Source organism: Rossellomorea sp. NS-SX7 (genome assembly GCF_052828565.1).
On the sequence record NZ_CM128249.1, the window covers coordinates 4,158,445 to 4,182,266 of the forward strand.

Here is a 23,822-nt window from a genome sequence, read left to right on the forward strand (position 1 = left end):
GAGCCGTAGACCAATCACGAAGGGAGGTTCAAACATGGGTCGTAGCTTAAAAAAGGGACCTTTTGTTGATGATCATTTAATGACAAAGATCGAAAAATTGAACGAAACTGAAGGCAAACAAGTTGTTAAGACTTGGTCTCGTCGTTCAACGATCTTCCCAGCATTCATCGGTCACACTATCGCAGTTTACGATGGTCGTAAACATGTACCTGTATACGTCACTGAAGACATGGTAGGACACAAGCTTGGTGAATTTGCACCATCTCGTACTTACAAAGGTCATGGCAGTGATGATAAGAAAACAAGACGCTAATTGAGAGGAGGGTATCCTAATGCAAGCAAAAGCTGTTGCTAGAACAGTACGTATTGCTCCTCGTAAAGTACGTTTAGTCATCGATCTAATCCGAGGTAAGCAAGTTGGAGAAGCAGTTGCGATTCTTAAGCACACGCCTAAGGCAGCTTCACCAGTCGTTGAAAAAGTACTTAAATCTGCTATCGCAAACGCAGAGCATAACTATGACATGGATATTAACAGCCTGATCGTTACTGAGGCTTATGTAAATGAAGGACCAACACTTAAACGTTTCCGTCCACGTGCGATGGGTCGTGCAAGTCAAATCAACAAACGTACAAGTCACATTACACTTGTAGTATCAGAAAAGAAGGAGGGATAATCCGTGGGTCAAAAAGTACATCCGGTCGGACTTCGTGTCGGTATAATTCGTGATTGGGAGTCTAAATGGTACGCAGACAAAGATTACGCTACACTTTTACACGAAGACTTAAAAGTACGTGAATATATTGCAAAACGTTTAGTAGACGCATCTGTTTCTAAAGTAGAAATCGAACGCGCTGCAAACCGTATCAACATTACTGTTCATACAGCTAAGCCTGGTATGGTTATCGGTAAAGGTGGTACAGAAGTTGAAGCTCTTCGTAAAGCTCTTAACGAACTGACTTCAAAACGTGTACACATCAACATCGTTGAAATCAAAAGAGCTGACGTTGATGCTAAATTAGTAGCAGAAAACATTGCTCGTCAATTAGAAAACCGTGTTTCATTCCGTCGTGCTCAAAAGCAAGCGATCCAACGTGCGATGCGTGCTGGTGCAAAAGGAATCAAAACACAGGTATCTGGTCGTTTAGGCGGAGCTGACATCGCTCGTGCTGAACATTACAGTGAAGGTACTGTTCCACTTCATACTCTACGCGCTGACATTGACTATGCTCATGAAGAAGCTGACACAACTTATGGTAAGCTTGGTGTTAAAGTATGGATCTACCGTGGAGAAGTTCTTCCTACAAGAAAGAAATCTGAGGAAGGAGGCAAATAATTATGTTATTACCTAAACGCGTTAAACATCGTCGCGAACACCGTGGTAAAATGCGTGGTCGTGCTAAAGGCGGTCAAGAAGTTGCGTTCGGTGAATACGGTTTACAAGCTACAGAAGCTTCTTGGATCACAAACCGTCAAATCGAATCTGCTCGTATCGCTATGACTCGTTACATGAAACGTGGCGGTAAAGTATGGATTAAAATCTTCCCTCATAAACCTTACACTGCTAAACCTCTAGAAGTTCGAATGGGTTCTGGTAAAGGGGCTCCAGAAGGCTGGGTAGCAGTAGTTAAGCCTGGAAAAATCATGTTTGAAGTAGCTGGTGTTTCTGAAGAGGTAGCTCGTGAAGCTCTTCGTCTTGCAGCACACAAACTGCCTGTTAAATGCAAGTTTGTAAAACGAGAGGAAATTGGTGGTGAATCAAATGAAAACTAATGAAATTCGTGACCTAACCACTGCCGAAATTGAACAAAAAGTCAAAACTCTGAAAGAAGAGTTATTTAACCTTCGCTTCCAACTTGCGACTGGCCAACTTGAAAACACAGCCCGCATCCGTGAAGTCCGCAAAGGGATCGCTCGTATGAAAACTGTAATCCGTGAAAGAGAGATCGGGGTTAACAATCGATAAATGAGAGGAGGTTTGCTTAAATGAGTGACCGCAACCAACGTAAGGTATACACTGGCCGTGTTGTTTCCGACAAAATGGATAAAACAGTAACGGTTATGGTAGAAACTTATAAAAAGCATTCTCTATACGGCAAGCGCGTAAAGTACTCTAAGAAGTTTAAAACTCATGATGAGAACAACGAAGCAAAAGTAGGCGATATCGTACGTATCATGGAGACTCGTCCACTATCTGCTACGAAACGTTTCCGTTTAGTAGAAGTTGTTGAAAAAGCAGTTATTATCTAATATATTTGCTCGGATAATTTGTAATTCCGAAGGGAGGTAACCTACATGATTCAACAAGAATCACGTTTAAAAGTTGCTGACAACTCTGGTGCTCGTGAAGTATTAACGATTAAAGTTCTTGGTGGTTCTGGACGCAAGACTGCTAACATCGGTGATGTAATCGTATGTACAGTAAAACAAGCAACACCAGGTGGCGTTGTTAAAAAAGGTGACGTAGTTAAGGCTGTAGTCGTTCGTACGAAGTCTGGTGTACGCCGTCAAGACGGTACTTACATCAAGTTCGACGAGAACGCATGTGTAATCATCCGTGACGATAAAGGACCACGTGGAACTCGTATCTTCGGACCTGTTGCTCGTGAATTACGTGACAGCAACTTTATGAAAATTGTATCTTTAGCTCCAGAAGTTCTTTAATAGATTAGCATTGGCCAATCAAGGAGGTGCGATGAAATGCATGTGAAAAAAGGCGACAAAGTAGTGGTCATCACTGGGAAAGACAAAGGCAAAACAGGAACTGTTCTTGCAGCGTTCCCTAAGAAAGACCGAGTGCTTGTTGAAGGAATCAACGTTGTGAAAAAACACGCTAAGCCTTCACAGATGAACCCGCAAGGCGGAATCATCAGCCAGGAAGCATCTGTCCACGTATCAAACGTAATGCTTCTAGATCCGAAATCTAACGAGGCAACTCGTGTAGGTTACAAAACGGAAAACGGTAAAAAAGTACGTGTAGCAAAAAAATCAGGTGAAGTTCTAGATAAATAGTTCGATTAAGAAGGGAGGTATTCTGAATGAACCGCCTAAAAGAAAAATTTCAAAGTGAAATCAGCCCAGCTCTAGTGAGCAAATTCAATTACAAATCAGTAATGGAAGTACCTAAAGTTGAAAAGATCGTTGTCAACATGGGTATCGGTGATGCAGTTCAAAACTCAAAGGCTCTTGATGTAGCAGTTGACGAATTGACTCAAATCACTGGTCAAAAACCTGTTGTAACAAAAGCTAAAAAATCTATCGCAGGCTTCCGTCTACGTGAAGGTATGCCGATCGGTGCAAAAGTTACTCTTCGCGGAGAGCGTATGTACCAATTCTTAGATAAATTAATCTCTGTATCACTTCCACGTGTACGTGACTTCCGCGGTGTTTCTAAGAAAGCATTCGACGGTCGCGGTAACTACACTCTAGGTGTGAAAGAGCAATTGATTTTCCCTGAGATTGATTATGATAAAGTGTCTAAAGTACGCGGTATGGATATCGTTATCGTAACTACTGCTAATACAGACGAAGAAGCTCGTGAGTTATTGACTCAAATCGGAATGCCATTCCAAAAGTAATCGCTATATAAGGGAGGCGAAAATGTGGCTAAAAAATCAATGATTGCGAAACAAAAACGCACGCCAAAGCATAATGTTCAAGCGTACACACGTTGCGAACGTTGCGGACGTCCTCACTCAGTAATCCGTAAATTCAAGCTTTGCCGTATTTGTTTCCGTGAACTTGCATACAAGGGTCAGATTCCTGGCGTTAAAAAAGCTAGTTGGTAATACCCTATATTGGGAAGGAGGTAAATTATTATGACAATGACAGATCCAATTGCAGATTTGCTTACTCGCATCCGTAATGCGAACATGGTTCGTCACGAAAGACTGGAAGTTCCTGCTTCTAACATCAAGAAAGAAATCGCTGAAATCCTCAAACGTGAAGGTTTCGTACGTGACGTAGAATATGTTGAAGATAACAAACAAGGTGTTATCCGCATTTTCTTAAAATATGGAGCAAACAATGAGCGCGTAATCACTGGCTTAAAGCGTATCTCTAAACCAGGTCTACGTGTATATGCAAAATCTACAGAAGTACCTAAAGTATTAAACGGATTAGGTATCGCACTTGTTTCCACTTCTCAAGGTGTTTTAACTGATAAAGAAGCTCGTGCACAACAAGTGGGCGGAGAAGTATTAGCTTACGTTTGGTAATATTTTTTAAATGAATGGAGGTGCAACAGGATGTCACGTGTAGGAAAACAGCCTATCGAAATGCCATCTGACGTTACTCTTACAGTAGGTGAAGATAACCTAGTAACTGTAAAAGGACCTAAAGGTGAACTTTCTCGTACATTCAGTTCTGATATTAAAGTAGAATTAGAAGGTAACACAGTAACAATTACGCGTCCTTCTGATGCAAAAGAACACCGCGCGTTACACGGTACAACTCGTGCCTTGATCGCGAACATGGTTGAAGGTGTATCTAAAGGATTCGTAAGAAATCTTGAGCTTGTCGGTGTAGGTTACCGTGCTCAAAAACAAGGTGCTAAGCTTGTCCTTAACGTTGGGTACTCTCACCCAGTTGAAATCGAAGCTGAAAAAGGCATCGAGATCGAAGTACCATCAAACACTAAGATCTCAATCAAAGGTATCGATAAAGAACGTGTTGGTGCATTAGCAGCTAACATTCGTGCAGTACGCTCTCCTGAGCCTTACAAAGGAAAAGGTATTCGCTACGAAGGTGAATATGTTCGTCGTAAAGAAGGTAAAACAGGTAAATAATGCCGCGTAGGCAATAAGAAAGGAGTGACCGTAGGTGATTACTAAGCCAGATAAGAACAAAACACGTAAGAAGAGACATGCCCGTGTACGTTCTAAAATTACTGGAACTGAAACTCGTCCTCGTCTGAACGTTTTCCGTTCTAACAAAAACATCTATGCTCAAATTATCGATGATATGAACGGTGTTACTCTTGCAAGTGCATCTTCTAAAGATAATGATTTCGGATTAGAATCCACTAACACTGTTGAAGCAGCAGCGAAAGTTGGAGAACTAGTGGCGAAACGTGCAGCAGATAAAGGTTTAAAATCTGTAGTATTTGACCGTGGTGGATATTTATATCATGGCCGTATCAAAGCTCTAGCTGAATCAGCTCGTGAAAACGGCTTAGAATTTTAATTAAAAGGAGGGACAATCCAGATGCGTCGTATTGATCCAAGCAAACTAGAATTTGAAGAACGCGTAGTTACAATCAATCGTGTTGCGAAAGTTGTTAAAGGTGGACGTCGTTTCCGTTTCGCTGCTCTTGTAGTAGTAGGCGACAAAAACGGTCACGTTGGTTTCGGAACGGGTAAAGCCCAAGAGGTACCTGATGCAATCCGTAAAGCGATTGAAGATGCGAAAAAGAATCTAATTGAAGTTCCTATGGTTGGAGGTACCACTCCACACGTAGTAACTGGACGATTTGGTGCTGGTCAAATTCTTATCAAGCCTGCTTCTGCGGGTACAGGAATTATTGCTGGTGGACCTGTTCGTGCGGTACTAGAATTAGCTGGGGTACAAGATATCCTTTCTAAATCACTAGGATCTAACACTCCAATTAACATGGTTCGCGCAACAATCGAAGGTTTAAAACAATTAAAGCGTGCTGAAGACGTAGCTAAATTACGTGGAAAATCAGTAGAAGAACTATTAGGATAAGGGAGGGATAACGATGGCTAACAAACTAGAAATTACCCTCACTCGCAGTGTTATTGGTCGTCCGCAAGATCAACGTAAAACAGTTGAAGCTTTAGGACTTCGCAAAATGCACCAAACAGTTGAGCAACAAGATAATGCTGCTATCCGCGGTATGATCAACAAAGTTGCTCACCTTGTAACGGTAACAGAAAAATAATCGAGTTGTTTCGATAATAAGGAGGTGCCGACATGAAATTACATGAGTTACAACCTGCAGAAGGTTCTCGTAAAGTCCGCAACCGTGTAGGACGCGGAATTGGTTCTGGTAATGGTAAAACTGCTGGTAAAGGTCATAAAGGACAAAATGCTCGTTCTGGTGGAGGAGTACGTCCTGGATTCGAAGGTGGTCAAACTCCTTTATTCCAACGTTTACCAAAACGTGGTTTCACTAACATCAACCGTAAAGAATATGCAATCGTCAATCTTGACGCATTGAATCGCTTCGAAGATGGTACAGAAGTTACTCCGACTTTACTAGTTGAAACTGGTTTAGTAAGTAACGAAAAAGCAGGAATTAAGATTCTTGGTAAAGGTTCAATCGAGAAAAAGCTTACAGTAAAAGCACACAAATTCTCAACCACTGCTAAAGAAGCTATTGAAGCTGCTGGCGGTACATCTGAGGTGATCTAATGTTCCAAACTATCTCCAATTTTATGCGCGTGGGTGATATAAGAAATAAAATTATCTTCACCCTTTTAATGTTAGTCGTCTTCCGTCTTGGTACCTTCATTCCGGTGCCAAACGTAGACGCAGGTGTACTAAAGATGCAAGACCAGGCAGGGATTCTCGGATTCCTGAATACATTTGGCGGTGGTGCGCTGCAGAATTTCTCCATCTTCGCGATGGGAATCATGCCTTACATCACGGCTTCGATCATTGTTCAGCTGCTTCAAATGGACGTTGTTCCTAAGTTCACTGAATGGTCGAAGCAAGGTGAAGTCGGCCGCCGTAAATTAGCTCAGTTCACTCGTTATTTCACGATTATTCTTGGTTTTATCCAAGCTTTAGGGATGTCCTACGGCTTTAACCGAATTTATGGTGGAATGCTTATCCAAAGCCCTGGAGTAAGCACGTACCTGTTAATCGCTTTGGTATTGACAGCTGGTACGGCTTTTCTTATGTGGCTGGGTGAACAGATCACAGCTAAAGGTGTTGGAAATGGTATCTCGATCCTGATCTTTGCAGGTATCGTAGCTGCAATTCCTAACACTGTAAACCAAATTTATGCTCAACAAATAGAAGGAGCAGGTGAACAACTTTTCCTTCGCATTGTCGTTCTTGCACTTTTAGTATTGGCAGTTATTGCAATCGTTGTTGGTACAGTGTTTATTCAACAAGCACTTCGTAAAATTCCGATTCAATATGCAAAACGTCTAGTGGGACGCAGTCCGGTTGGCGGACAATCAACTCATCTTCCTTTGAAAGTAAATGCTGCGGGTGTTATTCCAGTAATCTTCGCGATTTCTTTTATCATCACGCCACAGACCATTTCGACTTTCTTCGGAGAAAATGATGTGACAAGTACGATTCAGTACATTTTTGATTACACGAAGCCGGTTGGTATGATCATCTATGTTGCATTGATCATCGCCTTTACTTACTTCTATGCTTTCATTCAAGTGAATCCGGAGCAAATGGCGGAAAACTTGAAGAAGCAAGGTGGATATATTCCTGGTATCCGTCCAGGTAAAACCACTCAAGAGTATCTCACTCGCGTTCTGTACCGCCTAACATTTGTAGGGGCAATTTTCTTATCTGTGATCTCCATTCTTCCAGTGTTCTTCATTAACTTCGCTGGACTGCCTCCTGCGGCACAAATTGGCGGAACAAGTCTCTTGATCGTCGTTGGTGTTGCTCTTGAGACAATGAAGCAATTGGAAGCACAGCTAGTGAAACGTCACTACAAAGGGTTCATTAAATAAGAGGGTTTTCGGGAACGTTCAGTTCCTGAAGCCATTTTATAGACATTTGAGGGGGAGTTCGAGTGAATATTGTTCTTATGGGCTTACCAGGCGCAGGAAAAGGCACTCAAGCTGAGAAAATCGTTGAAAAATATGGTATCCCTCATATTTCGACTGGTGACATGTTCCGTGCTGCGATCAAAGACGGCACTGAGCTTGGCTTGAAGGCTAAATCATTCATGGATAATGGCGATCTTGTTCCTGATGAAGTAACAATCGGAATTGTCCGTGAACGTTTAAGCAAAAAGGATTGTGGCAAAGGCTTTTTACTTGATGGGTTCCCAAGAACCGTCGCTCAGGCAGAAGCACTTGAAAACATCCTTGCTGATCTTGGTAAAAAGATGAATTATGTCATTAATATAGATGTAGATAAGGACATCCTGATGGGGCGCTTGACAGGTCGCAGAATCTGTAAAGAGTGCGGCGCTACTTATCATCTTGTCTTTAATCCACCAAAAGAAGAGGGCGTTTGTGATCGCTGTGGCGGAGAATTGTATCAGCGTGCTGATGATAACGAAGAAACAGTTCAAAACCGACTTGACGTGAACATCAAGCAAACTCAACCACTTTTGGCATACTACGAAGATAAAGGCTATCTGAAAAACATTGACGGTCAACAAGACATCGATAAAGTGTTTTCTGACATTGATGTACTACTTGGAGGCCTTTCAGTATGATCATTTGTAAAACTCCGAGAGAGATTGAGATCATGCGCCATGCGGGCAAGATTGTGGCCTTGACTCATGCGGAATTGCGAAAGTTTATTTCACCAGGAATAACGACGAAGGAATTGGATGCAATTGCTGAAAAATTCATTCGCAAACATGATGCAATTCCATCTTTTAAAGGGTATAATGGGTTTCGTGGCAGCATCTGTGCCTCAGTCAACAACGAGCTGGTTCATGGAATTCCGGGTGATCGGGTACTCAAGGATGGCGATATTATCAGCATCGACATCGGTGCGAAATATAATGGCTATCATGGAGATTCGGCCTGGACGTATCCAGTTGGGAAGATTGATGATGAAACCCGCAAGCTTCTTGATGTAACAGAGAAATCTTTATATCTGGGGCTTGATGAAGCTAAACCAGGCGAACGTCTGTCGAATATCTCTCATAGTATTCAAACTTTTGTTGAAGCAAATGGCTTTTCTATCGTTCGAGAGTATGTAGGGCACGGAGTTGGTCAAGACTTACATGAGGACCCTCAGATTCCTCATTATGGACCGCCTAACAAAGGTCCTCGCTTAAAGCCTGGCATGGTACTGGCTATTGAACCAATGGTTAATGCAGGAAGTCGATATGTTAGAACGTTATCAGATAACTGGACAGTCGTTACAGTTGATGATAAAATGTGTGCGCACTTTGAACACACCATTGCAATTACTGAAGAAGGCTATGAGATATTGACGAAAGCCTAAGTGAAGGTGATTGGATTGATCGAGTCAGATTCGGCGATACCGAGTGTAGGTCAGATTGTTCTGCCTCTTAAGGGCAGGGAAGCTGGAACGTATTCGGTCGTTGTTCAGCAATTGGATGAACGTTTTGTACTCATAGCAGACGGAGATAGACGAAAATTCGACCGCGCCAAGCGAAAGAATATCGGACATCTTCAACTGTTTGACTATGTTTCTCCAGAAGTTCAAAACAGTATTATCGAAACGGGTAAAGTGACGAACGGTAAACTGCGCTATGCGGTTTCAAAGTTTGTAAATGAAGTTTTAATTGATGAGAAGAAGGGAGACATGTTCGATGGCTAAAGATGATGTAATTGAAGTGGAAGGGAAAGTCGCTGAGACTTTGCCTAACGCGATGTTTAAGGTAGAATTAGAAAATGGTCATACAGTTCTGGCACATGTTTCAGGAAAGATTCGTATGCACTTCATCCGTATCCTACCTGGTGACAAGGTGACAGTTGAATTATCACCGTATGACTTAACTCGTGGTAGAATCACTTATCGTTATAAATAATTCATTGCACTCCGTACTATTAAGGAGGTTAGAATAAGATGAAAGTTAGACCATCTGTTAAGCCGATCTGCGAAAAATGTAAAGTTATCCGCAGAAAAGGTAAAGTCATGGTTATCTGTGAAAACCCTAAACACAAACAAAAACAAGGCTAAACTAAAAGGAGGTGCGCTATCACTATGGCACGTATTGCTGGTGTAGACATTCCACGTGACAAACGTGTTGTCATTTCATTAACATACATCTACGGTATTGGTAAAAATACTGCGACACAAATTCTTTCAGAAGCTGGTGTCTCTGAAGACACTCGCGTTCGCGATCTAACAGAAGACGAACTAGGAAAGATTCGTGATATCGTTGACAAATTAAAGGTTGAAGGTGATCTTCGTCGTGAGATCTCTCTAAACATCAAACGTCTTATGGAAATCGGTTCATACCGCGGTCTTCGTCACCGTCGTGGACTTCCTGTTCGTGGACAACATACGAAGAACAATGCTCGTACACGTAAAGGTCCTCGTAAGACTGTAGCAAACAAGAAAAAATAATAGGTAAAGGAGGTTACTTCTTAACATGGCACGTAAAACAAACACTCGTAAACGTCGTGTGAAAAAGAATATCGAAGCTGGTATTGCACACATTCGTTCTACATTCAATAATACAATCGTAACTATCACTGATGTTCACGGAAACGCTGTTGCATGGTCAAGTGCAGGTTCACTAGGATTCAGAGGTTCTCGTAAATCTACTCCTTTCGCAGCACAAATGGCTGCTGAAACTGCTGCAAAAGCTTCCCAAGAACATGGTTTAAAAACTCTTGAAGTAACAGTTAAAGGCCCTGGAGCTGGACGTGAAGCTGCAATCCGTGCTCTTCAAGCTGCCGGTCTTGAGGTTACTGCAATCAGAGACGTTACTCCAGTTCCTCATAACGGATGCCGTCCGCCAAAACGTCGCCGCGTTTAATTTTTCTGTATAAATTTTGTATCGTTGTCTATAATGGGATATGATACAAAATGTTCATTCGGAAAAATGTAACCAGTTGTTGGTGCACAATAGGGAACGTAAACATGGGGAATTTCGGACTTCATATTATTTAGCCCGGAGTTTCGACGTTTTGAAGGAGGGTAAATATTAATGATCGAAATTGAAAAACCAAAAATTGAAACGGTTGAGATCAGCGATGATGCCACATATGGAAAGTTCGTCGTAGAACCACTTGAGCGTGGATATGGTACAACTTTGGGTAACTCCTTACGTCGTATCCTACTATCGTCACTCCCAGGTGCCGCTGTCACATCTATTCAAATAGATGGAGTACTGCATGAGTTTTCAACAATTGAAGGCGTCGTAGAGGATGTCACATCCATCATTTTGAATATCAAAAAGCTTGCGTTGAAGATTTACTCTGATGAAGAGAAGACGCTTGAGATTGATGTACAGGGTGAAGGGGTCGTTACAGCTGCTGATATTACTCATGATAGTGATGTGGAAGTGTTAAATCCAGATTTACACATTGCCACATTATCTAAAAGTGGTCACTTCCGTGTGCGTTTAAGCGCATCTCGCGGACGTGGATACAGACCTGCTGACCAAAACAAACGTGAGGATCTTCCAATCGGTGTAATCCCAATCGATTCTATTTACACTCCAGTTTCACGCGTTAATTATCAAGTAGAAAACACTCGTGTTGGTCAAATGACTAACTATGATAAGCTTTCTCTTGATGTTTGGACTGATGGAAGTATTGGCCCGAAAGAAGCGATTTCTTTAGGAGCTAAGATTCTGACAGAACACTTGAATATTTTCGTCGGCCTTACAGATGAAGCGCAGAATGCTGAAATCATGGTAGAAAAAGAAGAAGACCAAAAAGAAAAAGTTCTAGAGATGACGATCGAAGAATTAGATCTTTCTGTTCGTTCTTACAACTGCCTGAAGCGTGCTGGAATCAACACTGTTCAAGAGCTTGCCAACAAGACTGAAGAAGATATGATGAAAGTACGTAACCTAGGACGTAAATCTCTTGAAGAGGTCAAAGTTAAACTTGAAGACCTTGGATTAGGGTTACGTAAAGACGATTGATAATCATTTTAGATAGATAGTTTCAACAAAGGAGGGAACCCTTAATGGCTTACAGAAAGTTAGGACGTACAAGTGCTCAACGTAAAGCAATGCTACGTGATTTAGCTACTGACCTAATCATTAATGAGCGTATTGAAACAACTGAAACTCGTGCGAAAGAGCTTCGTTCAGTTGTGGAAAAAATGATCACATTAGGTAAACGTGGTGATGTTCACGCACGTCGTCAAGCTGCTGCATTCATTCGTAAAGAAGTTGCAAACGCTGAAAACAACCAAGATGCTCTTCAAAAGTTATTCTCTGACATCGCTCCTCGTTACAACGAGCGTCAAGGCGGATATACTCGCATTATGAAGGTTGGTCCTCGCCGTGGTGACGGTGCTCCAATGGCAATCATCGAATTAGTTTAATAATTCGTGACGACTAACATTAAGGGCGGGACAGTTAATCCTTAACTGCTTCTTTGCCCTTTTTGTATAAGTGCATGATTGATGATGAAAAGCAGAGCGTTACGATGAGCAGCACTGCTGACTCGTCTAGCTCGTGCGCCCCTTCCGACTTCTATAACGATAGAAGCTGTTCAGTGGATGAACAAGAAAAGGATTCTTTTCTTTGGACGGGGTGCAGGCTTTTTTTTATTTATATGGAATTTTGCTATTATTTATTTATTGGATTTCTAATTCCGCTATTGATTTCCGTGGAAGGCTTCGCTTTCCGCGGGCGGCCGGTGAGCCTCCTCGTCGTGGGGTAGAACTGTCCAGCTGCAGGGCTTAGAAGCACATGTCATAAGACAAACCGACCAATAAGGCAAAGAACGCCTTCATGGACGATTCGTCTTATGCCACAAGCTTCTGGGCAAAGCCCTTCCGCTTTTATAATAGGAGTCTACGCCTTCCACTCCAATCAATAGCTGGAACCAGAAAAAATATAGAAATAGTTAAGAATAAAAACAATCTGTTCTTAAAAGATAAAAAAGCCGAGCAGAGTTAAAATTCAGCTGAGAATTGATGAGCATAGAGGAGGTATGTATCGTGCGAAAGATGATTAACGTCAATGATGTTTATTTCCGTTATCCGGATCAGGAAGCATATGCGCTGGAAGGAATCAACCTGCACGTAGAGCACGGTGAGTGGCTTGCGATTGTCGGACATAATGGTTCTGGTAAATCGACACTGGCCAAGATGCTGAACGGCCTGCATTTTCCTGAAAAGGGTGACGTTACAGTAGACGGAATCGCATTAGAAGAAGAGACGATCTGGGATATCCGTTCCAAGATCGGAATGGTCTTTCAAAATCCAGATAATCAGTTTGTCGGTGCTACAGTGGAAGATGATGTGGCTTTTGGGTTAGAAAACCATGGAGTACCGCATGAAGCAATGGTACAAAGAGTGAATAACGCGTTAAAGCGTGTCTATATGGAAGATTTTCTTGATCAAGAGCCGCACCATTTATCAGGCGGACAGAAGCAGCGTGTTGCGATCGCAGGAGTGGTGGCCCTGCAGCCGGATATCATCATTCTGGACGAATCCACATCGATGCTTGATCCGAAAGGGAAGAAAGAAGTCCTTGAAACGGTCAGGATCCTGAAAGAAAAAGAGGATTTGACTGTTATTTCGATCACTCATGACCTTGAAGAAGCTGCAAAGGCTGATCGAATCATTGTACTAAACAAAGGAAGAGTCTTCAAGGAAGGGACACCTCAGGAGATTTTCCTGCTCGAGGATGAATTAAAGAAGTTGGGGCTTGATTCTCCTTTTACCATTAAACTTTCAGGGGCGCTGAAGAATGCGGGTATATCACTACCTAAGAATTATTTTACAGAAGAAGAGCTGGTGAACGAGTTATGGAAATCTCATTTCAACAAGTAGAATATCGATATTCCTATAAAACCCCATTTGAAAAACTCGCTCTTGAAGATATCAACCTCACCATTCCATCCGGTCAGTTTCTGGCTGTCATCGGTCATACAGGTTCGGGCAAGTCGACATTGCTTCAGCATTTGAATGCCTTGCTAAAGCCTACATCCGGACTAGTGAACGTAGGAGGCTTTGAAATCAGCCCCGATAAAAAAACGAAGAGCCTGAAATCGATCAGGCAAAAAGTAGGGATTGTCTTTCAGTTTCCTGAACATCAATTATTTGAAGAAACGGTACTGAAGGATATTTGTTATGGCCCTATGAATTTCGGAGTATCCGAAGAAGAAGCGAAGGAAAGAGCGAAGGAATTGATTGTGAAGGTCGGTCTATCTGAGGACATTCTTAAGAAATCCCCATTCGATCTCTCAGGCGGTCAAATGAGAAGGGTCGCCATTGCCGGCGTCCTTGCCATGAATCCGGATGTAATCGTATTGGACGAGCCTACAGCAGGCTTAGATCCGCGGGGGCAGCGCGAAATCATGGATATGTTCTATGATCTTCATAAAGAGAAAGGGCTGACCACCATCCTTGTCACGCACAGTATGGAGGACGCGGCTCATTATGCAGATGAGATTGTCATCATGCAGAAGGGACGCCTGAAGAGGAAGGGATCGCCTCAAGACATTTTTTCACAACCAGAGGAACTGTTTGAAATGGGGCTTGATGTCCCTGATGTGGTCCGTTTCCAGTTCAAGCTGGAAGAGCGTATCGGCAGGAAACTCGGCGTCACCTGTTTGACGATTGAAGAACTCGCTGATGCGATTGGTTCCCTTGAAGAAGGGGGTGGCCCGCTATGATGGAAAAAATGATTTTCGGGCGTTATGTACCCGCAAATTCCATACTGCACAGCATGGATCCAAGGTCGAAGCTTCTCTTTATTTTCGGATTCATCTGTGTTGTATTTTTAGCGAATAATGTGATCACCTATGCCTTATTAGGGGCATTTACGCTTACTGCACTCATCTTTTCCAATCTTCCCATCCGGTTCATCATCGGAGGGTTGAAGCCCATTCTCTGGCTGATCCTGTTTACGTTCTTCCTGCATGTGTTCTTTACAAAAGAAGGAGGGGTCATCCTGGATCTTGGCTTCCTCAAAATTCACGAGGAAGGACTGCGTCAGGGGATATTCATATCTCTGCGATTCTTTTACCTGATCCTGATCACGTCTTTACTGACACTGACGACATCGCCGATCACGATCACAGATGGATTGGAAACATTATTGAACCCGCTGCGGAAAGTGAATTTCCCTGTCCATGAGCTTGCCTTGATGATGTCGATTTCTCTGCGATTCATCCCGACCCTGATGGAGGAAACGGATAAAATCATGAAGGCGCAGATTGCCAGGGGAGCAGAATTCTCTTCTGGGCCGATAAAAGACCGTATCAAGGCGATTATCCCATTGCTCATCCCTTTGTTTGTGAGTGCGTTCAAGCGTGCAGAGGACCTGGCTACGGCCATGGAAGCAAGGGGTTATCAAGGCGGCGAAGGAAGAACGAAATACAGGCTTCTTTCCTGGCATAAAAAAGATACGGGCGCACTGGTTGTACTTGGCATCCTGACAGCCTTGTTACTATTCTTCAGAGGATAGGGGGAGTGAATCTATGAAGCGGGTAAAATGTACGATCTCATATGACGGCACCCATTTCAGCGGGTATCAAATACAGCCGAATCAGCGTACAGTGCAGGGCCTCCTGGAAGACACCCTGAGTGACATTCATAAAGGGGAGCGGATACGTGTCACTGCTTCGGGCAGAACGGACGCAGGGGTCCACGCACAAGGCCAGGTGTTCCATTTTGATACTCCGCTGTCCATTCCTGAGGAAAAATGGCCGGTTGTTCTAAACACGCGCCTTCCTGATGAAGTAACCATCAAAGAGGCAGCATTCGTCTCTGATGACTTTCATGCCAGATTTTCAGTCAAGAGGAAGGAATATCGTTACAGAGTCCATACAGCCGAATCTAGGAGCCCTTTCCACCGTAACTTTGCCCTCCACTATCCATTTACTATCTCAGTAGATGAGATGAAAAAGGCGGCGGAGGATTTAATAGGGGAGCATGACTTCACAAGTTTTTGCTCTGCCAAAACGGAAGTGGAAGACAAAGTAAGAAACCTTTACGACATCACCATCACGGAACATGATGACGAAATCATTTTTTCCTTTACGGGGAATGGGTTTCTTTACAATATGGTAAGGATCCTGGTCGGTACCCTGTTGGAGGTAGGTTTTGGGAATCTCCGCAGTGAGGACATAAAGGGCATACTTCAAGCCAAAGACAGGAACCAGGCAGGGAAGACAGCTCCGCCGCATGGATTGTATCTTTGGAAGGTGGAGTATGGGGATTGATAGAAAGTTGCCATGCTAGAAAGAAATTTTCTTCAATAGCTGTAAGCCGGTTCCAGCGGTTGATTGGAGTGCAAGACGAAGACTCCTATCAGAAAAGCGAAAGGGCTTTGCTCAGAGGCGTGTGGCATAAGGCGAATCGTCCAAGAAGGCGTTCTTTGCCTTCTTGGACGAGTTGACTTATGACATGTGCCTCTAAGCCCTGCAGCTGGACAGTTCCTATCCCCGAAAAAAGGAGGCTCCCCGCTCGCCCGCGGAAAGCGAAGTCTTGCACGGAAATCAAAAGCGGAGTATAAATAACAAACTGGAAATAAACTTTTTATCTAAAACAACTAATCCAGGTGTAACATCCCCTTGACAATCGCCTGGGAACAAGATATTATAGCATATGGTATGTTATTAACCCCACGATAAGCCCCGGAAACTTATTGTGATTAGAAAATAAATACTACGGATTCATTTAATAGGAGGTAAACTCATGCGTACTACGTATATGGCAAAAGCCAACGAAATCGATCGTAAATGGTACGTTGTAGATGCTGAAGGCAAAACTCTTGGTCGTCTGGCTAGTGAAGTAGCTTCAGTTCTACGCGGTAAACACAAACCAACTTTCACACCACACGTTGACACTGGTGATCATGTAATTATTCTTAACGCTTCAAAAATCGAATTGACTGGTAAAAAGCTTACTGACAAGATCTACTACCGTCACAGTAACCACCCTGGTGGTTTGAAGCAGCGTACTGCATTAGAAATGCGTACAAACTATTCAGAGAAAATGTTAGAGCTTACTATTAAAGGTATGCTTCCAAAAGGTTCTCTAGGTCGTCAAATGATCAAGAAACTACATGTATACTCTGGATCTGAGCATCCACACCAAGCACAACAACCAGAAGTTTACGAACTTCGTGGATAATTAAAAAGAGGAGGTTATTATCTTGGCTCAAGTTCAATATTACGGAACTGGTCGTCGTAAGAGCTCAGTAGCTCGCGTACGTTTAGTACCAGGTAACGGTAACATTGTTATCAATGATCGTGAAGTAGAAGTATATATCCCATTCGCAGCACTAAGAGAAGTAATCAAGCAACCACTAGTTGCAACTGAAACTCTTGGTAACTATGACGTTTTAGTAAACGTACACGGTGGAGGTTACGCTGGTCAAGCTGGTGCGATCCGTCACGGTATCGCTCGTGCTTTACTTCAAGCTGATCCTGAGTACCGCGGTACTCTAAAACGCGCTGGATTGTTAACTCGTGACGCTCGTATGAAAGAACGTAAAAAATACGGTCTTAAAGGCGCTCGTCGTGCACCACAATTCTCTAAGCGTTAATTATTGCTTACAAAGACTCTCAACCTTTTGGTTGGGGGTCTTTTTTATGTAAATAGAATGGCTTTTGACTACATATAAAACTCAATTACCTAGCGGAATTGCAACGAATTCCAGCTCAAAAGTTAGGGGATTTAAGGCAGCTATTACTGTAATTCTACCGCTGGTATGACTGAAGACCATATGATAAGAGTTGAACACAAGGCAACATCCATATTATATTTAATGCAAAATTTCAGGTTCGGTTGTTGTTAAGTCGTTTTCAAAAGAAAAGTGCAATTCATGATGTTCATTGATCGATGCGAAAAAAATGCCGTCCATATTATTAATCCCTTTCTTTTGTAATTCATTTCTTAACCACTTCTCACTTAAATTCATATCAGTAAGAACGGACTGATAAATTTCCCCTTCGATAATAACAGGATATGCAATACCTGCATGCTTCTTTTCAATTCCTAAGTCTTCTATGGTGACTGAAGCTTTATTAGATTGCTTGTACACTGTTAACTTACCGTTCGCCTCTACTATGGCAAGTTCAACATCTTTTATGTCAAAAATATCTTTCTCTCTAAGCATTTGAAGAATATTGTCTATAGAATAGCTAAGGCGTCTCAAATTCCCAACGAGAAATGTTCCGTTTTTTACAACAGCTGTCGGTTCAAATGTGATAAGTTTACCGATCTTCCGTTTCTTGATAACGATTCTAGAAATAACTTTTTGCAATAACCCTATTGCGATAACTGCTGCAGCAGTATGAATATGCCTGATATTGGGATCAGCAATATCTGCGCCTACAACTGCACCCAGTGTTAATATAATTAAAAAATCAAAAACCGGTAATTCCCCTATAGATCTCTTACCCATAAATAAAGTAACAATTAATAACAAAGGTAAAATGGTTATAATCCTTCCGAATACAATAAAAATCTCTTTAATCGTCTCCATCCATTTATAACCCTTGTATCGATTCTGAATTAATAGATAATCTAGAGTCATAATAATGGTATTGTCCGCAACCTGTAAAAAGTACACCAAATAATATTAAAGTTAGAGGGCTTTTTGTTAATTTCAAAAGTGCTTCCTCCTTTAATTGAAATATATAGTTAAATTGCTCTCTGTGAAAATTATTATTCATTACACGGAAAGTAAGACTAGCGGTGACAACCCCTCTTGAAAAGGTTATTCTTAACTATATGCCAAATCCAAAATAGGTCAAATCTCCTTGGGACAGGATAGATAAAATCGAGAGAAATGTTGAATTATCAATCTGCTTTGGAAAATCAGTTCATATACGTTGAAAGATTTAGTAAGCGTTTTCGAACTGAAACCCGTGACAATCCTCACAAACAAACGCTGGACAAAAATAAAAATCTGATTTGACAGATTATTTAGACTCCTATATGATGATAAACATTCATAAAAAAAAATTGAATATTTCCTTATCAAGAGTCGGGGGAGGAACCTGGTCCCGTGATCCCGCAGCAACCGTTACTTGTAACAAGGTGCTAATTCCAGCAAGCAGATGCTTGAAAGATGAGAGGATGGTATAGAAGCGAACCTCTTCCTCATCGGGAGAGGTTTTTTTATTGGAAGCGGTCAGCTGTAATACGGAACTTCACGTTGTTCCTAAACCGAGTATAACGATAGGAATACTCATAACAAATAGCCCAAGTCACGGACAAACTACATTTTTAAAAAAGGAGCTCTGTCCCATGAAAAAGCAAATTCATCTTAACGGATTCATCCAAAACTCGCCTTCACCGCATTCAACCGGATTATGGAAGCATGAAAAGGACCAGGGTACTTCGCACAACAGCTTATCCTACTGGATAGAAACGGCCAAAACGCTTGAGCGTGGGAAGTTTGATGCGATGTTCATCGCTGATGTGCTTGGAACATACAGCGTATATGAAAACAGTCACGATGCAGCGGTCAGGGGGGCGGTGCAGCTGCCTGCACATGATCCGCTCATTCCCATTTCAGCTATGGCCGCGGCAACGGAGCATCTTGGATTTGCACCGACCATTTCAACGACATACGCACAGCCTTACTCACTCGCGCGGCAGTTATCGACGCTGGATCATTTAACCGGGGGAAGGGTCGCATGGAATGTGGTGACGTCCTATTTGGAAAGTGAAGCCGTTAATCTTGGGCTGTCAGGCAGACTCCCAAAGGAACTCCGATATGACCGTGCAGATGAATTCCTCCAAGTGGTTTATAAATTATGGGAACACAGCTGGGAGGACGAGGCAGTTGTCTATGATAAAGAACATGATACGTTTGCGGATCCAAAGAGGGTGCACCCCATCAATCATGAAGGAGAGTTTTTCAGTGTGCCTGGCCCTCATCTCGTGGAGCCGTCTCCACAGCGAACCCCGGTATTATTCCAGGCGGGATCTTCTCCGAAAGGAAGGGATTTTGCAGCCAAACATGCCGAGGCGGTATTCACTAAAAACCATTCACTGGACGGATTAAAACTGTACACAACGGATATCCGCAGACGGGCACGTGAACAGGGGAGAAACCCGGATGAACTTCTCATCTTCCCGATGATCCTGCCAATCATAGGCTCAACGGAGGAAGAAGCGTATGCCAAATATGAAGAGCTTACAAACCACGTCAGCTACGAAGGCACGGCTTCCCTTTTATCGGGGCACACAGGAATTGACTTCTCACAATTTGACCCTGATCAGTATATCGAGGACATTGAGACGGATGCGATGCAGGGCAATCTCGATATGTATGGAAAAGATCCAAACAAAAGGTGGACGCTCCGGGAAGCGATCAAAAATCACGGCCTGGGCAACGGAACGGTCAAGTTCATCGGCACCCCTGAGCAGATTGCGGATGAAATCGAGAGGTGGGCTGTGGAAGGGGATGCGGACGGATTCAATATCGCCCAGACGTATTCACCTGGTACGTTCACAGAGTTTGTCGATCAGGTGATCCCTGAACTGCAGAAGCGGGGAATTTACAGGACGGAATATGAAGGATCGACCCTAAGGGAAAACATGTTTGGCAGAGGCCGGAAACACTTGCCTGCTAATCACCCTGCCAAGAAGCTTGTACCTGTTCATTCATAAAACGCTTATAAAAGAAGGGAGCAGAATATGAATCAAGTAGCATTATATACATGGATAGGATTTGCCGTATTTCTTGCAGCGATGTTCGCCCTGGGCTTTATCAGTATGAAAAAAACCAAAAGTGTCAGTGATTTCGCCATAGGAGGGGGGAATCTCGGTCCGTATGTGCTTGGGCTTTCCTTTGCCGCCACATACTTAAGTGCGGCCACCTTCCTCGGTTATCCGGGCTGGTCGCATGATTGGGGATTATCGAATCTTTGGCTGTTCCTGGCGATAATCGGCGGTGGACCGATAGGCGTTTTGATGGTAGCCAAAAAAGTCCGGAAGCTCAATAACGGACAAAAATCATTATCCCTGCCCGACTGGCTGGGTGATTTTTATAACAGCGACCTTCTCCGGGTCGGTGCAGGGCTGATTCTTTTGTTCAATATCTTTTATATAGCCGCCCAGTTTGTTGCAGGTGCCCGCATCTTTGAATATCTGCTCGGTATGTCCTATCAGGGCGGATTGATTTTTATAGCCGTGATCGTTGTACTTTACGTCTTTGGCGGAGGGGCATTCGCGGATATCTATACGGATGCTGTCCAGGCAGTGATGATGGCCGCGGCCGGTGTGTTCATTTTTATTTCAGGGATAGTCGTCTTCTGGAAGGGGAGCATCTCGACGACATTTACCAGCATCAGCGGGAAGTTGGCTGGGCAGGATGCAAATCTGATCCAGGCATTCAATCCGGATTCCGCTCATTTTTCTTCCCTGAGTTTAGTGACAGGAGCGATTGTGATTCAGTGGGCCTTTGCCTCCGCTCCCCATCTATTTAACAAAGTGTTGGGGCTGAAGAGTGAAAAAGATTTGGGGAAAATGATTTTGACTTATGTGATTACTGCTTCATTATCAGTTTTAGTGTTATTCGGAGGCATATACAGCAGGGCTGCACTGGGAGATAACGTTGCAGCTCCTGATCTTGCACTGATGGAATATGCAGTCTATGCATTTCCGGCAGTCATCGTTGCACTTTTGGGTGTTGTAATCCTCGCCGCAGCCATGTCGACAACGGATGGATTATTTGTTTCGATTTCGACTGTGTTTGCCAATGATATTTTCCTGAAAGTACTGGTGAAAAGAAGGATCGTGAAAGTGAGTGACTCGAAGGCAGAAAAAATCGCACTGCAGATCAGCCGCCTTTCAGTCCCCGTTATCGGGCTCCTGGCATACTTAATTGTCTTGAAGCCGCCTGCATATATGGGTGATATCATGTGGATCGGCATTTCAGGGATCGCTGCCGGAACAATGGGGCCGATTTTACACGCAGTATACGGCCGTAGAAAAGCATCAGCCAGGGCAGCGGAACTTTCCATGGTGATCGGACTGCTTTCCTACCTTATCCTATACTTTGGAGGAATCGTCCCAAGCACCATGGCAGCGGGAGCCGTTTCAACCTTCATCGGCATCGCCGTGATCACAGTGCTCGCCCCGATCTTGAAAGAAAAACAGCCGCAAACCAGCCAAAGTCTCGAAAAATTGTACAACCTAAAGTAAAGGAAAGGAAAGGATGAAACAACATGTTCGTAAACGAAATGCTCTCTATCTGGCTCTACGGCTTCATCACATTCCTAATCATCATCGGTTTTTCACTTTGGAAGTGGTATTTTACGAAATGATGTAAATCAGGGGCTGTCATATTGATTTGGGTTATCTGTGATTTTGTTCCTTATTTTTCCAAGTGACGGAATAATCGGCGAAATCGAAAGATAAAAGTGAATAATGGAAAGATTAAATGCCAAAAGTGAAAGATTATCGGCCCAAACTCTAAGATTACTGAGCAAAACTGAAAGATTCCTTCCGCTCCATACGAAAACAGACCAACCATGACGGGTCGATCAACGAAAAAGTAGAGAAATTTTAATTAAACAAATTAACTTTTAGAAAAAACGCACGCGGAAAGCGAAGTCTTGCATAGGAATCAATAGTGGCAATCAGAAGATCCGTATCCATCAAAATTGGTAACAGTTACTCGAATGAAGACTTCTCTTAAGAAGGAAAATACGTTCAAAGGGGTGGATCTACATTGAACGTTATTACAACCTTCAATACAAAGAGAAGAGAAAAACAAATCAAAACAGAAAGAAAACTGCTGAAAGAAATCTCAATTAAAATGCTTCAGGAAAGTGTACGAAAGCATTTCGGATATATAAAAATTCAAGGCGGGGTATTCATGCAGCAAGGGTTTGACGAGGCATGCTTTGATGTCGCGATTGAAGCTTATCTGCTGGGTGGAAAGGTAAGCAAGTTCGGCTATTCAGGAGAAGATAGGGAGTTGGTGAAAAAGAGGTGCGGGGAAGAATTGAAGCACTTCATCGATACGCTTTATAACTTCTGGCTGTATTGGTCCGAGATGGGTATCTCGAATCAAGTGGATGAATCCATTTTCTACAGCTGCGAGCACTTCGTGGAGACATGGTGGTCAGAAGGCTATGACAAAGGAATCAAGCGCCTTAAGCTTCGTCTTCACTAATTTTTTTCTGTTCTAAAAGTGTTTCTTGTCCCATATTTTTAGTAAAGAACAGCATGGTTACAATTCTTACTGAAAATAGGGGGAGTGACATGAAACAGAAATTGAAGCTTGCAGGGATCATTGCTGCCCTCGGGATCCTGTTATTCATTGTTCAATATAAAATTCTGGATAAAGATACATGGGATTCATGGAATCTTCCCTTGTCAGGAAAGATTATATATATTGATCCGGGTCACGGGGGGCCAGATGGCGGAGCGGGGGATGAAGACGCTTTAGAAAAGGATATCGCTTTGAATGTCTCCTTGATGATCAGGGATTATCTTCAGGAGCAGGGAGCACTTGTGCTTATGACCCGGGAAGAGGACAAGGATCTGGCGGATGAACATACAAAGGGATACAGCCGGAGAAAGGTAGAAGATTTGCACAAGCGTCTGAACCTGATCAATGAGTCAGAAGCAGATATGTATTTAAGTATTCATCTGAATTCAATTCCTTCTCCGAAGTGGAGCGGGGCACAGACCTTTTATAATCCGAAGTATAAGGAAAACAAGGTTCTCTCAAAAGCCATACAAAAAGAGATCACCCGCAATTTAGAAAATACAAGCCGGGAAGCAAAAGGGCTTCAAAGTGTGTATATCTTAAAGCACGCAAAAAAACCCGGGGCTTTAGTGGAAATCGGCTTCCTCTCAAACCCTGAAGAACGGTCGAATCTTCTCGATGAGGATTATCAAGAAAAAGTGGCCGCTTCCATTTATCAGGGTATCCTGAACTATTTAACTGAAGAAGATTGATGATGAAAGCTTCTCCTAAAGCAGGAGCGGCTTTTTTGTTTTTTTTTGTATAAGGCTCTTTTCTACGAAAAGCCATTTTAGAAAACATTTTTTTCAATAAAAC

At 42.9% G+C, this 23,822-nt stretch carries 37 protein-coding genes and 1 riboswitch; of the genes, 36 read left to right on the top strand and 1 reads right to left on the bottom strand.

Translation table 11 applies throughout. From position 1 onward, the window contains the following. Window positions 1-34 precede the first annotated feature (34 nt). From rpsS to rpsI, 32 genes are all read left to right on the top strand, one after another. Entirely contained in the window at window positions 35-313 is a 279-nt protein-coding gene (gene rpsS, locus ACUXV2_RS20595; protein ID WP_032085274.1) for a 30S ribosomal protein S19, read from the top strand. 19 nt (window positions 314-332) lie between these two features. Then, window positions 333-674, top strand: a complete 342-nt coding sequence (rplV, locus tag ACUXV2_RS20600; protein ID WP_032085275.1) for a 50S ribosomal protein L22 — start codon at window positions 333-335, stop codon at window positions 672-674. Window positions 675-677: 3 nt separating this feature from the next. After that, window positions 678-1,334 carry a 30S ribosomal protein S3 gene (gene rpsC / locus ACUXV2_RS20605; RefSeq protein WP_172253791.1) on the top strand — a complete coding sequence of 219 codons (657 nt, stop codon included), beginning with the start codon at window positions 678-680 and terminating at the stop codon, window positions 1,332-1,334. 2 nt (window positions 1,335-1,336) lie between these two features. Then, window positions 1,337-1,771 (top strand): 50S ribosomal protein L16, encoded by a 435-nt coding sequence (gene rplP / locus ACUXV2_RS20610; protein ID WP_032085277.1) that lies wholly within the window; start codon window positions 1,337-1,339, stop codon window positions 1,769-1,771. Beyond that, on the top strand, window positions 1,761-1,964 hold the full coding sequence (gene rpmC / locus ACUXV2_RS20615) for a 50S ribosomal protein L29 (protein ID WP_032085278.1): 204 nt from the start codon (window positions 1,761-1,763) through the stop codon (window positions 1,962-1,964). Before rplP ends, rpmC begins: the two co-directional genes overlap by 11 nt. A 20-nt stretch (window positions 1,965-1,984) precedes the next feature. After that, window positions 1,985-2,248, top strand: coding sequence for a 30S ribosomal protein S17 (gene rpsQ / locus ACUXV2_RS20620; protein ID WP_032085279.1), 264 nt, complete (start codon window positions 1,985-1,987; stop codon window positions 2,246-2,248). Window positions 2,249-2,293: 45 nt separating this feature from the next. After that, on the top strand, window positions 2,294-2,662 hold the full coding sequence (gene rplN / locus ACUXV2_RS20625) for a 50S ribosomal protein L14 (protein WP_032085280.1): 369 nt from the start codon (window positions 2,294-2,296) through the stop codon (window positions 2,660-2,662). Between the two features lie 36 nt (window positions 2,663-2,698). Then, window positions 2,699-3,010, top strand: a complete 312-nt coding sequence (gene rplX / locus ACUXV2_RS20630; protein ID WP_446244959.1) for a 50S ribosomal protein L24 — start codon at window positions 2,699-2,701, stop codon at window positions 3,008-3,010. A 26-nt stretch (window positions 3,011-3,036) separates the two neighbouring features. Continuing rightward, window positions 3,037-3,576, top strand: a complete 540-nt coding sequence (gene rplE, locus ACUXV2_RS20635) for a 50S ribosomal protein L5 (protein WP_032085282.1) — start codon at window positions 3,037-3,039, stop codon at window positions 3,574-3,576. A gap of 24 nt (window positions 3,577-3,600) precedes the next feature. Continuing rightward, window positions 3,601-3,786, top strand: a complete 186-nt coding sequence (locus ACUXV2_RS20640; protein ID WP_010191505.1) for a type Z 30S ribosomal protein S14 — start codon at window positions 3,601-3,603, stop codon at window positions 3,784-3,786. A 30-nt stretch (window positions 3,787-3,816) separates the two neighbouring features. Then, window positions 3,817-4,215, top strand: coding sequence for a 30S ribosomal protein S8 (gene rpsH, locus ACUXV2_RS20645; RefSeq protein ID WP_032085283.1), 399 nt, complete (start codon window positions 3,817-3,819; stop codon window positions 4,213-4,215). A 30-nt stretch (window positions 4,216-4,245) separates the two neighbouring features. Then, window positions 4,246-4,785, top strand: coding sequence for a 50S ribosomal protein L6 (rplF, locus tag ACUXV2_RS20650; protein WP_446244960.1), 540 nt, complete (start codon window positions 4,246-4,248; stop codon window positions 4,783-4,785). A gap of 34 nt (window positions 4,786-4,819) precedes the next feature. Beyond that, on the top strand, window positions 4,820-5,182 hold the full coding sequence (rplR, locus tag ACUXV2_RS20655; protein WP_446244961.1) for a 50S ribosomal protein L18: 363 nt from the start codon (window positions 4,820-4,822) through the stop codon (window positions 5,180-5,182). Between the two features lie 21 nt (window positions 5,183-5,203). After that, window positions 5,204-5,704, top strand: a complete 501-nt coding sequence (gene rpsE / locus ACUXV2_RS20660; protein WP_175986360.1) for a 30S ribosomal protein S5 — start codon at window positions 5,204-5,206, stop codon at window positions 5,702-5,704. A 13-nt stretch (window positions 5,705-5,717) separates the two neighbouring features. Further along, entirely contained in the window at window positions 5,718-5,900 is a 183-nt protein-coding gene (rpmD, locus tag ACUXV2_RS20665) for a 50S ribosomal protein L30 (RefSeq protein ID WP_032085287.1), read from the top strand. 32 nt (window positions 5,901-5,932) lie between these two features. Beyond that, on the top strand, window positions 5,933-6,373 hold the full coding sequence (gene rplO, locus ACUXV2_RS20670) for a 50S ribosomal protein L15 (protein WP_175986362.1): 441 nt from the start codon (window positions 5,933-5,935) through the stop codon (window positions 6,371-6,373). Continuing rightward, window positions 6,373-7,665: a preprotein translocase subunit SecY gene (gene secY, locus ACUXV2_RS20675; protein WP_446244962.1), complete on the top strand. Its 1,293-nt coding sequence runs from the start codon at window positions 6,373-6,375 to the stop codon at window positions 7,663-7,665. The genes rplO and secY overlap by 1 nt, the downstream gene beginning before the upstream one ends. A gap of 62 nt (window positions 7,666-7,727) precedes the next feature. Next, a complete protein-coding gene (locus tag ACUXV2_RS20680; protein ID WP_446244963.1) occupies window positions 7,728-8,381 on the top strand; it encodes an adenylate kinase in 654 nt (217 codons plus the stop codon). Continuing rightward, a complete protein-coding gene (map, locus tag ACUXV2_RS20685; RefSeq protein WP_446244964.1) occupies window positions 8,378-9,124 on the top strand; it encodes a type I methionyl aminopeptidase in 747 nt (248 codons plus the stop codon). The genes ACUXV2_RS20680 and map overlap by 4 nt, the downstream gene beginning before the upstream one ends. Before the next feature lie 15 nt (window positions 9,125-9,139). Continuing rightward, window positions 9,140-9,463, top strand: a complete 324-nt coding sequence (locus tag ACUXV2_RS20690; RefSeq protein WP_446244965.1) for a KOW domain-containing RNA-binding protein — start codon at window positions 9,140-9,142, stop codon at window positions 9,461-9,463. Continuing rightward, window positions 9,456-9,674 (top strand): translation initiation factor IF-1, encoded by a 219-nt coding sequence (infA, locus tag ACUXV2_RS20695; RefSeq protein ID WP_034765945.1) that lies wholly within the window; start codon window positions 9,456-9,458, stop codon window positions 9,672-9,674. The genes ACUXV2_RS20690 and infA overlap by 8 nt, the downstream gene beginning before the upstream one ends. 38 nt (window positions 9,675-9,712) lie before the next feature. Further along, a complete protein-coding gene (gene rpmJ, locus ACUXV2_RS20700; protein ID WP_003156543.1) occupies window positions 9,713-9,826 on the top strand; it encodes a 50S ribosomal protein L36 in 114 nt (37 codons plus the stop codon). Window positions 9,827-9,850: 24 nt separating this feature from the next. Further along, window positions 9,851-10,216, top strand: coding sequence for a 30S ribosomal protein S13 (gene rpsM / locus ACUXV2_RS20705; RefSeq protein ID WP_172254178.1), 366 nt, complete (start codon window positions 9,851-9,853; stop codon window positions 10,214-10,216). 25 nt (window positions 10,217-10,241) lie between these two features. After that, window positions 10,242-10,631, top strand: coding sequence for a 30S ribosomal protein S11 (gene rpsK / locus ACUXV2_RS20710; protein WP_032085294.1), 390 nt, complete (start codon window positions 10,242-10,244; stop codon window positions 10,629-10,631). Between the two features lie 171 nt (window positions 10,632-10,802). Next, a complete protein-coding gene (locus ACUXV2_RS20715; RefSeq protein WP_032085295.1) occupies window positions 10,803-11,747 on the top strand; it encodes a DNA-directed RNA polymerase subunit alpha in 945 nt (314 codons plus the stop codon). A 44-nt stretch (window positions 11,748-11,791) separates the two neighbouring features. Next, complete coding sequence (gene rplQ, locus ACUXV2_RS20720; RefSeq protein WP_032085296.1) at window positions 11,792-12,154, top strand: 50S ribosomal protein L17; 363 nt, start codon at window positions 11,792-11,794, stop codon at window positions 12,152-12,154. Between the two features lie 630 nt (window positions 12,155-12,784). Beyond that, on the top strand, window positions 12,785-13,612 hold the full coding sequence (locus tag ACUXV2_RS20725) for an energy-coupling factor ABC transporter ATP-binding protein (RefSeq protein ID WP_446247118.1): 828 nt from the start codon (window positions 12,785-12,787) through the stop codon (window positions 13,610-13,612). Further along, on the top strand, window positions 13,588-14,457 hold the full coding sequence (locus ACUXV2_RS20730; protein ID WP_446244966.1) for an energy-coupling factor ABC transporter ATP-binding protein: 870 nt from the start codon (window positions 13,588-13,590) through the stop codon (window positions 14,455-14,457). Before ACUXV2_RS20725 ends, ACUXV2_RS20730 begins: the two co-directional genes overlap by 25 nt. Further along, a complete protein-coding gene (locus ACUXV2_RS20735; protein WP_446244967.1) occupies window positions 14,454-15,251 on the top strand; it encodes an energy-coupling factor transporter transmembrane component T family protein in 798 nt (265 codons plus the stop codon). The genes ACUXV2_RS20730 and ACUXV2_RS20735 overlap by 4 nt, the downstream gene beginning before the upstream one ends. Window positions 15,252-15,264: 13 nt before the next feature. Next, window positions 15,265-16,008, top strand: coding sequence for a tRNA pseudouridine(38-40) synthase TruA (gene truA, locus ACUXV2_RS20740; protein ID WP_446244968.1), 744 nt, complete (start codon window positions 15,265-15,267; stop codon window positions 16,006-16,008). Window positions 16,009-16,483: 475 nt separating this feature from the next. Next, window positions 16,484-16,921: a 50S ribosomal protein L13 gene (gene rplM / locus ACUXV2_RS20745; RefSeq protein ID WP_032085300.1), complete on the top strand. Its 438-nt coding sequence runs from the start codon at window positions 16,484-16,486 to the stop codon at window positions 16,919-16,921. Window positions 16,922-16,943: 22 nt separating this feature from the next. Then, window positions 16,944-17,336 (top strand): 30S ribosomal protein S9, encoded by a 393-nt coding sequence (rpsI, locus tag ACUXV2_RS20750; RefSeq protein ID WP_172250513.1) that lies wholly within the window; start codon window positions 16,944-16,946, stop codon window positions 17,334-17,336. A gap of 219 nt (window positions 17,337-17,555) precedes the next feature. Here rpsI and ACUXV2_RS20755 read toward each other — a convergent pair whose 3' ends face one another. Continuing rightward, on the bottom strand, window positions 17,556-18,278 hold the full coding sequence (locus tag ACUXV2_RS20755) for a DUF421 domain-containing protein (RefSeq protein ID WP_446244969.1): 723 nt from the start codon (window positions 18,276-18,278) through the stop codon (window positions 17,556-17,558). Between the two features lie 491 nt (window positions 18,279-18,769). Beyond that, window positions 18,770-18,873, top strand: a riboswitch (SAM riboswitch). A gap of 172 nt (window positions 18,874-19,045) precedes the next feature. Between ACUXV2_RS20755 and ACUXV2_RS20760 the strand changes: the two genes are divergently transcribed. The 4 genes from ACUXV2_RS20760 to cwlD all read left to right on the top strand — a co-directional run bounded on the left by ACUXV2_RS20760 (window position 19,046) and on the right by cwlD (window position 23,719). Continuing rightward, entirely contained in the window at window positions 19,046-20,416 is a 1,371-nt protein-coding gene (locus tag ACUXV2_RS20760) for an LLM class flavin-dependent oxidoreductase (protein WP_446244970.1), read from the top strand. 27 nt (window positions 20,417-20,443) lie between these two features. Beyond that, a complete protein-coding gene (locus ACUXV2_RS20765) occupies window positions 20,444-21,952 on the top strand; it encodes a sodium:solute symporter family protein (protein ID WP_446244971.1) in 1,509 nt (502 codons plus the stop codon). A gap of 529 nt (window positions 21,953-22,481) precedes the next feature. After that, complete coding sequence (locus tag ACUXV2_RS20770) at window positions 22,482-22,928, top strand: DUF2521 family protein (protein WP_446244972.1); 447 nt, start codon at window positions 22,482-22,484, stop codon at window positions 22,926-22,928. Window positions 22,929-23,017: 89 nt separating this feature from the next. After that, entirely contained in the window at window positions 23,018-23,719 is a 702-nt protein-coding gene (cwlD, locus tag ACUXV2_RS20775) for an N-acetylmuramoyl-L-alanine amidase CwlD (RefSeq protein ID WP_446244973.1), read from the top strand. Window positions 23,720-23,822 lie beyond the last annotated feature (103 nt).

Coding starts and splice junctions, on each gene's coding strand:
- ACUXV2_RS20735 (WP_446244967.1), top strand. CDS start 14,454: ATGATGGAAAAAATGATTTTCGGGCGTTATGTACCCGCAAATTCCATA.
- cwlD (WP_446244973.1), top strand. CDS start 23,018: ATGAAACAGAAATTGAAGCTTGCAGGGATCATTGCTGCCCTCGGGATC.
- rpsK (WP_032085294.1), top strand. CDS start 10,242: ATGGCACGTAAAACAAACACTCGTAAACGTCGTGTGAAAAAGAATATC.
- rpmC (WP_032085278.1), top strand. CDS start 1,761: ATGAAAACTAATGAAATTCGTGACCTAACCACTGCCGAAATTGAACAA.
- secY (WP_446244962.1), top strand. CDS start 6,373: ATGTTCCAAACTATCTCCAATTTTATGCGCGTGGGTGATATAAGAAAT.
- truA (WP_446244968.1), top strand. CDS start 15,265: ATGAAGCGGGTAAAATGTACGATCTCATATGACGGCACCCATTTCAGC.
- ACUXV2_RS20760 (WP_446244970.1), top strand. CDS start 19,046: ATGAAAAAGCAAATTCATCTTAACGGATTCATCCAAAACTCGCCTTCA.
- rpsE (WP_175986360.1), top strand. CDS start 5,204: ATGCGTCGTATTGATCCAAGCAAACTAGAATTTGAAGAACGCGTAGTT.
- infA (WP_034765945.1), top strand. CDS start 9,456: ATGGCTAAAGATGATGTAATTGAAGTGGAAGGGAAAGTCGCTGAGACT.
- rplO (WP_175986362.1), top strand. CDS start 5,933: ATGAAATTACATGAGTTACAACCTGCAGAAGGTTCTCGTAAAGTCCGC.
- rplP (WP_032085277.1), top strand. CDS start 1,337: ATGTTATTACCTAAACGCGTTAAACATCGTCGCGAACACCGTGGTAAA.
- rpmD (WP_032085287.1), top strand. CDS start 5,718: ATGGCTAACAAACTAGAAATTACCCTCACTCGCAGTGTTATTGGTCGT.
- map (WP_446244964.1), top strand. CDS start 8,378: ATGATCATTTGTAAAACTCCGAGAGAGATTGAGATCATGCGCCATGCG.
- rplQ (WP_032085296.1), top strand. CDS start 11,792: ATGGCTTACAGAAAGTTAGGACGTACAAGTGCTCAACGTAAAGCAATG.
- rplN (WP_032085280.1), top strand. CDS start 2,294: ATGATTCAACAAGAATCACGTTTAAAAGTTGCTGACAACTCTGGTGCT.
- rpsM (WP_172254178.1), top strand. CDS start 9,851: ATGGCACGTATTGCTGGTGTAGACATTCCACGTGACAAACGTGTTGTC.
- rplM (WP_032085300.1), top strand. CDS start 16,484: ATGCGTACTACGTATATGGCAAAAGCCAACGAAATCGATCGTAAATGG.
- rpmJ (WP_003156543.1), top strand. CDS start 9,713: ATGAAAGTTAGACCATCTGTTAAGCCGATCTGCGAAAAATGTAAAGTT.
- rpsH (WP_032085283.1), top strand. CDS start 3,817: ATGACAATGACAGATCCAATTGCAGATTTGCTTACTCGCATCCGTAAT.
- ACUXV2_RS20730 (WP_446244966.1), top strand. CDS start 13,588: ATGGAAATCTCATTTCAACAAGTAGAATATCGATATTCCTATAAAACC.
- ACUXV2_RS20755 (WP_446244969.1), bottom strand. CDS start 18,278: ATGGAGACGATTAAAGAGATTTTTATTGTATTCGGAAGGATTATAACC.
- rpsS (WP_032085274.1), top strand. CDS start 35: ATGGGTCGTAGCTTAAAAAAGGGACCTTTTGTTGATGATCATTTAATG.
- rplV (WP_032085275.1), top strand. CDS start 333: ATGCAAGCAAAAGCTGTTGCTAGAACAGTACGTATTGCTCCTCGTAAA.
- ACUXV2_RS20725 (WP_446247118.1), top strand. CDS start 12,785: ATGATTAACGTCAATGATGTTTATTTCCGTTATCCGGATCAGGAAGCA.
- rplF (WP_446244960.1), top strand. CDS start 4,246: ATGTCACGTGTAGGAAAACAGCCTATCGAAATGCCATCTGACGTTACT.
- ACUXV2_RS20765 (WP_446244971.1), top strand. CDS start 20,444: ATGAATCAAGTAGCATTATATACATGGATAGGATTTGCCGTATTTCTT.
- rplE (WP_032085282.1), top strand. CDS start 3,037: ATGAACCGCCTAAAAGAAAAATTTCAAAGTGAAATCAGCCCAGCTCTA.
- rplX (WP_446244959.1), top strand. CDS start 2,699: ATGCATGTGAAAAAAGGCGACAAAGTAGTGGTCATCACTGGGAAAGAC.
- rpsQ (WP_032085279.1), top strand. CDS start 1,985: ATGAGTGACCGCAACCAACGTAAGGTATACACTGGCCGTGTTGTTTCC.
- ACUXV2_RS20715 (WP_032085295.1), top strand. CDS start 10,803: ATGATCGAAATTGAAAAACCAAAAATTGAAACGGTTGAGATCAGCGAT.